Raw genomic sequence first — 6013 nt, 5'->3', positions numbered from 1 at the left:
GTGACGGGTGGCTGGTCGTTGTTTGAGAACTGCACAGTGGACGCGAGCATCTGTGGCCAAGTTTTTAAGGGCGCACGGTGGATGCCTTGGCACCAGGAACCGATGAAGGACGTGGGAGGCCGCGATAGTCCCCGGGGAGCCGTCAACCAGGCTGTGATCCGGGGGTTTCCGAATGGGGAAACCCGGCAGTCGTCATGGGCTGTCACCCTTGCCTGAACACATAGGGCAAGCGGAGGGAACGCGGGGAAGTGAAACATCTCAGTACCCGCAGGAAGAGAAAACAACCGTGATTCCGGGAGTAGTGGCGAGCGAAACCGGATGAGGCCAAACCGCAGGCGTGTGAGACCCGGCAGGGGTTGCGCGTGCGGGGTTGTGGGATCTCTTGTCTGTCGTCTGCCGGCGACAGGACGAGTCAGAAACCGTTGGCGTAGGCGAAGGACATGCGAAAGGTCCGGCGCAGAGGGTAAGACCCCCGTAGCCGAAACGTCAGCGGCTCGTTGGAGAGACACCCAAGTAGCACGGGGCCCGAGAAATCCCGTGTGAATCTGGCGGGACCACCCGCTAAGCCTAAATATTCCCTGGTGACCGATAGCGGAGAGTACCGTGAGGGAATGGTGAAAAGTACCCCGGGAGGGGAGTGAAATAGTACCTGAAACCGTGTGCCTACAAGCCGTGGGAGCGTCGGAGTGTGCTTGCGCACTCTCGTGACTGCGTGCCTTTTGAAGAATGAGCCTGCGAGTTTGCGGTGTGTTGCGAGGTTAACCCGGGTGGGGGAGCCGTAGCGAAAGCGAGTCCGAACAGGGCGTTTCAGTAGCACGCTCAAGACCCGAAGCGGAGTGATCTAGCCATGGGCAGGTTGAAGCGGAGGTAAGACTTCGTGGAGGACCGAACCCACCAGGGTTGAAAACCTGGGGGATGACCTGTGGTTAGGGGTGAAAGGCCAATCAAACTCCGTGATAGCTGGTTCTCCCCGAAATGCATTTAGGTGCAGCGTCGTGTGTTTCTTGCCGGAGGTAGAGCACTGGATAGGCGATGGGCCCTACCGGGTTACTGACCTTAGCCAAACTCCGAATGCCGGCAAGTGAGAGCGCGGCAGTGAGACCGTGGGGGATAAGCTCCATGGTCGAGAGGGAAACAGCCCAGAGCATCGACTAAGGCCCCCAAGCGTACGCTAAGTGGGAAAGGATGTGGAGTCGCTCAGACAACCAGGAGGTTGGCTTAGAAGCAGCCACCCTTGAAAGAGTGCGTAATAGCTCACTGGTCTAGTGATTCCGCGCCGACAATGTAGCGGGGCTCAAGCGTACCGCCGAAGTCGTGTCATTCGTACATGCAGGGCCAACGCCCGTACGGATGGGTAGGGGAGCGTCGTCTGCCGGGTGAAGCAGCCGCGGAAGCGAGTTGTGGACGGTTGACGAGTGAGAATGCAGGCATGAGTAGCGATTCACACGTGGGAAACGTGTGCGCCGATTGACTAAGGGTTCCTGGGTCAAGCTGATCTGCCCAGGGTAAGTCGGGACCTAAGGCGAGGCCGACAGGCGTAGTCGATGGATAACCGGTTGATATTCCGGTACCCGCTGTGACGCGATCAACATCGAGCATCGTGATGCTAAGGCCGTGAAGCCGTTCCGGACCCTTCGGGGGAAGGAAAGTGGTGGAGCCGCCGGCCCAAGCGGTTAGTAGGTGAGTGATGGGGTGACGCAGGAAGGTAGTCCAGCCCGGGCGGTGGTTGTCCCGGGGTAAGGGTGTAGCCCGAGTGGTAGGCAAATCCGCCACTCACCAGGGTGAGACCTGATGCCGAGCCGATTGTGGCGAAGTGGATGATCCTATGCTGTCGAGAAAAGCCTCTAGCGAGTTTCATGGCGGCCCGTACCCTAAACCGACTCAGGTGGTCAGGTAGAGAATACCGAGGCGTTCGGGTGAACTATGGTTAAGGAACTCGGCAAAATGCCCCCGTAACTTCGGGAGAAGGGGGGCCGCGCCCGGTGACGAGTCTTGCACTCCGAGCTGGGGGTGGCCGCAGAGACCAGCGAGAAGCGACTGTTTACTAAAAACACAGGTCCGTGCGAAGCCGTAAGGCGAGGTATACGGACTGACGCCTGCCCGGTGCTGGAACGTTAAGGGGACCGGTTAGCTCCATTTCGGTGGGGCGAAGCTGAGAACTTAAGCGCCAGTAAACGGCGGTGGTAACTATAACCATCCTAAGGTAGCGAAATTCCTTGTCGGGTAAGTTCCGACCTGCACGAATGGCGTAACGACTTCTCGGCTGTCTCAACCATAGGCCCGGTGAAATTGCACTACGAGTAAAGATGCTCGTTTCGCGCAGCAGGACGGAAAGACCCCGGGACCTTTACTACAGTTTGATATTGGTGTTCGGTTCGGCTTGTGTAGGATAGCTGGGAGACTGTGAAGTCCCAACGCCAGTTGGGGTGGAGTCGTCGTTGAAATACCAGTCTGGTCGTGCTGGATGTCTAACCTGGGTCCGTGATCCGGATCAGGGACAGTGTCTGATGGGTAGTTTAACTGGGGCGGTTGCCTCCTAAAGGGTAACGGAGGCGCCCAAAGGTTCCCTCAGCCTGGTTGGCAATCAGGTGGTGAGTGTAAGTGCACAAGGGAGCTTGACTGTGAGACCGACGGGTCGAGCAGGGACGAAAGTCGGGACTAGTGATCCGGCGGTGGCTTGTGGAAGCGCCGTCGCTCAACGGATAAAAGGTACCCCGGGGATAACAGGCTGATCTTCCCCAAGAGTCCATATCGACGGGATGGTTTGGCACCTCGATGTCGGCTCGTCGCATCCTGGGGCTGGAGTCGGTCCCAAGGGTTGGGCTGTTCGCCCATTAAAGCGGTACGCGAGCTGGGTTTAGAACGTCGTGAGACAGTTCGGTCCCTATCCGCTGCGCGCGCAGGAGTCTTGAGAAGGGCTGTCCCTAGTACGAGAGGACCGGGACGGACGAACCTCTGGTGTGCCAGTTGTTCTGCCAAGGGCATGGCTGGTTGGCTACGTTCGGGAGGGATAACCGCTGAAAGCATCTAAGCGGGAAGCCTGCTTCGAGATGAGGACTCCCACCCACTTGATGGGGTAAGGCTCCCAGTAGACGACTGGGTTGATAGGCCGGATCTGGAAGCGCCGCGAGGCGTGGAGGTGACCGGTACTAATAGGCCGAGGGCTTGTCCCCAGTTGCTCGCGTCCACTGTGTTGGTTCTGAAACCACGAACAGCCGATGGTTGTTGATTGTTTCATCGTGTTTCGGTGGTCATAGCGTGAGGGAAACGCCCGGTTACATTCCGAACCCGGAAGCTAAGCCTCACAGCGCCGATGGTACTGCAGGGGGGACCCTGTGGGAGAGTAGGACACCGCCGAACAAATATTGAAGAAAACCCCGCACCTCACGGTGCGGGGTTTTCTGCGTTTCTGGCCCTTGGCCCCAGGGGGCTTACGCCCCCCGTTTCAGAGTCGTCCCGCTGCCTTCAACGCCAGATACGCGTCCGCCAGTGCCGGCGCCAGGTCCTCCGGCGTCGCGTCGACGATCGTGACGCCGTGGCGGCGGAGTTGTTCTGCTGTGCGTCGGCGTTCGGTTTGCGCCTGGGCCGCCGCGGCGGCCTCGTACACCGCCTCGACGTTTCCGCGGGATCCGGACATCCGCGCGATGTGGGGGTCCGCCACCGAGGCCACCAGCACCGTATGGCGCTGAGTGAGCTGGGGGAGCACGGGCAGCAGACCCTCCTCGACGGGCGCCGCGTCCAGAGTGGTCAGCAGCACGATCAGCGAACGGCGCGGAGCCGTACGCAGAGCCGTGGCCGTAAGGCCCCGGGCGTCCGTCTCGAGAAGTTCGGGTTCCAGCGTCGCCATGGCGTTGACCAGGGAGGGGAGGAGATCTCCTGCCGTGCGGCCCTGGACGAGGGCGCGTACGCGGCGGTCGTAGGCGAGCAGGTCGACGCGGTCGCCGGCGCGGGAGGCGAGAGCCGCGAGGAGCAGGGCCGCGTCCATGGCAGCGTCCAGGCGCGGGGCGTCGCTCACACGGCCGGCGGAGGTACGGCCGGTGTCGAGGACCAGCAGGATGTGCCGGTCGCGTTCGGGACGCCAGGTGCGTACGGCGACCGCGGACTGACGGGCCGTGGCCCGCCAGTCGATGGAGCGGGTGTCGTCGCCGGGGACGTACTCGCGCAGGCTGTCGAATTCCGTTCCTTCTCCGCGTGTGAGCACGCTGGTGCGGCCGTCGAGTTCCCGGAGCCGGGCGAGCTTGGCGGGCAGATGCTTGCGGCTGGTGAACGGGGGCAGCACGCGTAGCGTCCAGGGGACCTTGTGGGTGCCCTGGCGGGAGAAGAGCCCGAGAGGGCCGTAGGAGCGGATCGTGACGCGGTCGGCCTGGCGGTCGCCGCGGCGGGTGGGCCGCAGCCGAGTGGTGACGCGGCGGCGTTCGCCGGGCGGCACGGTCAGACGGTGTCGGGAGGCTTCTGCCTCTGTGCCGGGCTGCCAGCTGCTGGGCGGCCAGGCGTCGCGCAGCTGGGCGCGGAGCGGGCGGCGGGAGGGGTTGGTGACCGTGAGAGTGACATCGGCGCTCTCGCCCAGGCGTACGGAGGTGTCGCCGGAGCGCGTCAGGCCGAGGCGTCGTACCGGCGCGGCGAGGGCGTAGTCGCAGGCGCAGGCGACGGCCAGCGGGGCGTTCACGGCGAGGACGCCTGTCCAGCCGGCGTCCCAGATGCCGACGGGGAGGGAGCCGAGGGCCGCGAGGAGCGCGGCGCGTCCGGTGAGGGCCATCAGCGGGGGACCGGGACGTGGGAGAGGATCGCGTTGATCACCGAGTCGGCGGTCACGCCTTCCATCTCGGCCTCCGGGCGAAGTTGCACGCGATGGCGCAGGGTGGGCAGGGCGAGTGCCTTGACGTCGTCGGGGGTGACGTAGTCGCGGCCGGTCAGCCAGGCCCAGGCGCGGGCCGTCGACAGCAGGGCCGTCGCGCCGCGCGGGGAGACTCCGAGGGTGAGGGAGGGGGATTCGCGGGTCGCCCGGCAGATGTCGACGACGTAGGCCATGACCTCGGGGGAGACGGTCGTCTTGGCGATGGCGGCGCGGGCTGCTTCCAGGTCGGCGGGGCCGGCCACGGGGCGTACGCCGGCGGCGCGCAGGTCGCGCGGGTCGAAGCCCTCCGCGTGGCGGGTGAGGACGTCGATCTCGTCCTGGCGGGAGGGCAGCGGGATCGTCAGTTTGAGCAGGAAGCGGTCCAGTTGGGCTTCGGGGAGGGGGTAGGTGCCCTCGTACTCGACCGGGTTCTGGGTGGCGATGACCAGGAAGGGGTCGGGCAGCGGGCGCGGGGTGCCGTCGACGGTGACCTGGCGCTCCTCCATGGCCTCGAGCAGCGACGACTGGGTCTTGGGCGGGGTGCGGTTGATCTCGTCGGCGAGGAGGAGGTTGGTGAAGACCGGGCCGGGCTGGAAGGAGAACTCGGCGGTGCGGGCGTCGTAGACCAGCGAGCCTGTCACGTCGCTCGGCATCAGGTCGGGGGTGAACTGGACGCGCTTGGTGTCGACGTCCAGCGCGGCGGCGAGCGTGCGGACGAGCAACGTCTTGGCGACCCCGGGGACTCCTTCGAGGAGAACGTGTCCGCGGCACAGGAGGGCGACGACGAGACCGGTCACGGCGGGATCCTGGCCGACCACGGCCTTGGCGATCTCGGCGCGCAGGGCTTCCAGGGAGGACCGGGCGGCGGCCGTGTCCCCGGTGTGCCCGGCGTTGTCAGTGGTCGGGTCCATCATGGACGGCGTACCTCTCTTTCGAGGGCGTCGAGTCGGTCGGCGAGGGAGACGAGGGCCGCGTCGTCGCCGGGCGGCGGGCCGAAGAGCAGGTCGTGCAGGGACTGTCCGTCACTGCCGATTTGGGCGGACAGGGCGGGGAGCAGGGCCTCGGGCGTGTGTGCCTGGGTGACGGGGATGCCCACGAGGGGGGCGAGGCGGGTGCGTGTGGTGGAGCGCAGAGCGGTGGCGGCGCGGTCGCGGGCGTTCGCCTTGCGGTAGAGGCGGG

2 protein-coding genes, 2 rRNA genes and 1 pseudogene are annotated in these 6013 nt (G+C 64.7%); 2 read left to right on the top strand and 3 right to left on the bottom strand.

Features of this window, described 5'->3' with window-relative positions; genetic code table 11:
• Window positions 1-54 precede the first annotated feature (54 nt).
• Both RH94_RS13840 and rrf read left to right on the top strand, forming a co-directional pair.
• Window positions 55-3173 (top strand): 23S ribosomal RNA (locus RH94_RS13840).
• Window positions 3174-3243: 70 nt separating this feature from the next.
• Window positions 3244-3360 (top strand): 5S ribosomal RNA (gene rrf / locus RH94_RS13835).
• Between the two features lie 85 nt (window positions 3361-3445).
• On the opposite strand, the gene RH94_RS13830 is transcribed toward rrf, so the two are convergent.
• The 3 genes and pseudogenes from RH94_RS13830 to RH94_RS43300 all read right to left on the bottom strand — a co-directional run.
• Window positions 3446-4756 (bottom strand): DUF58 domain-containing protein, encoded by a 1311-nt coding sequence (locus RH94_RS13830; protein WP_073947910.1) that lies wholly within the window; start codon window positions 4754-4756, stop codon window positions 3446-3448.
• Window positions 4756-5745 (bottom strand): AAA family ATPase, encoded by a 990-nt coding sequence (locus RH94_RS13825; RefSeq protein ID WP_107428708.1) that lies wholly within the window; start codon window positions 5743-5745, stop codon window positions 4756-4758. Before RH94_RS13825 ends, RH94_RS13830 begins: the two co-directional genes overlap by 1 nt.
• Window positions 5745-6013 (bottom strand): annotated as a pseudogene (locus tag RH94_RS43300) (DUF4350 domain-containing protein); the annotation flags it as partial. The pseudogene RH94_RS43300 and the gene RH94_RS13825, both read right to left, overlap by 1 nt.

The sequence above is a fragment of the Streptomyces kebangsaanensis genome (assembly GCF_001906585.1).
In the GTDB taxonomy this organism is placed as follows: domain Bacteria; phylum Actinomycetota; class Actinomycetes; order Streptomycetales; family Streptomycetaceae; genus Streptomyces; species Streptomyces kebangsaanensis.
The sequence above is the reverse complement of the archived record's forward strand: the minus strand, read 5'-3'. Positions and strand labels throughout refer to the sequence as shown.

What these genes read in the sequence shown, in the direction of transcription:
- RH94_RS13825 (WP_107428708.1), bottom strand. Translation starts at nt 5,745, where the DNA reads ATGGACCCGACCACTGACAACGCCGGGCACACCGGGGACACGGCCGCC.
- RH94_RS13830 (WP_073947910.1), bottom strand. Translation starts at nt 4,756, where the DNA reads ATGGCCCTCACCGGACGCGCCGCGCTCCTCGCGGCCCTCGGCTCCCTC.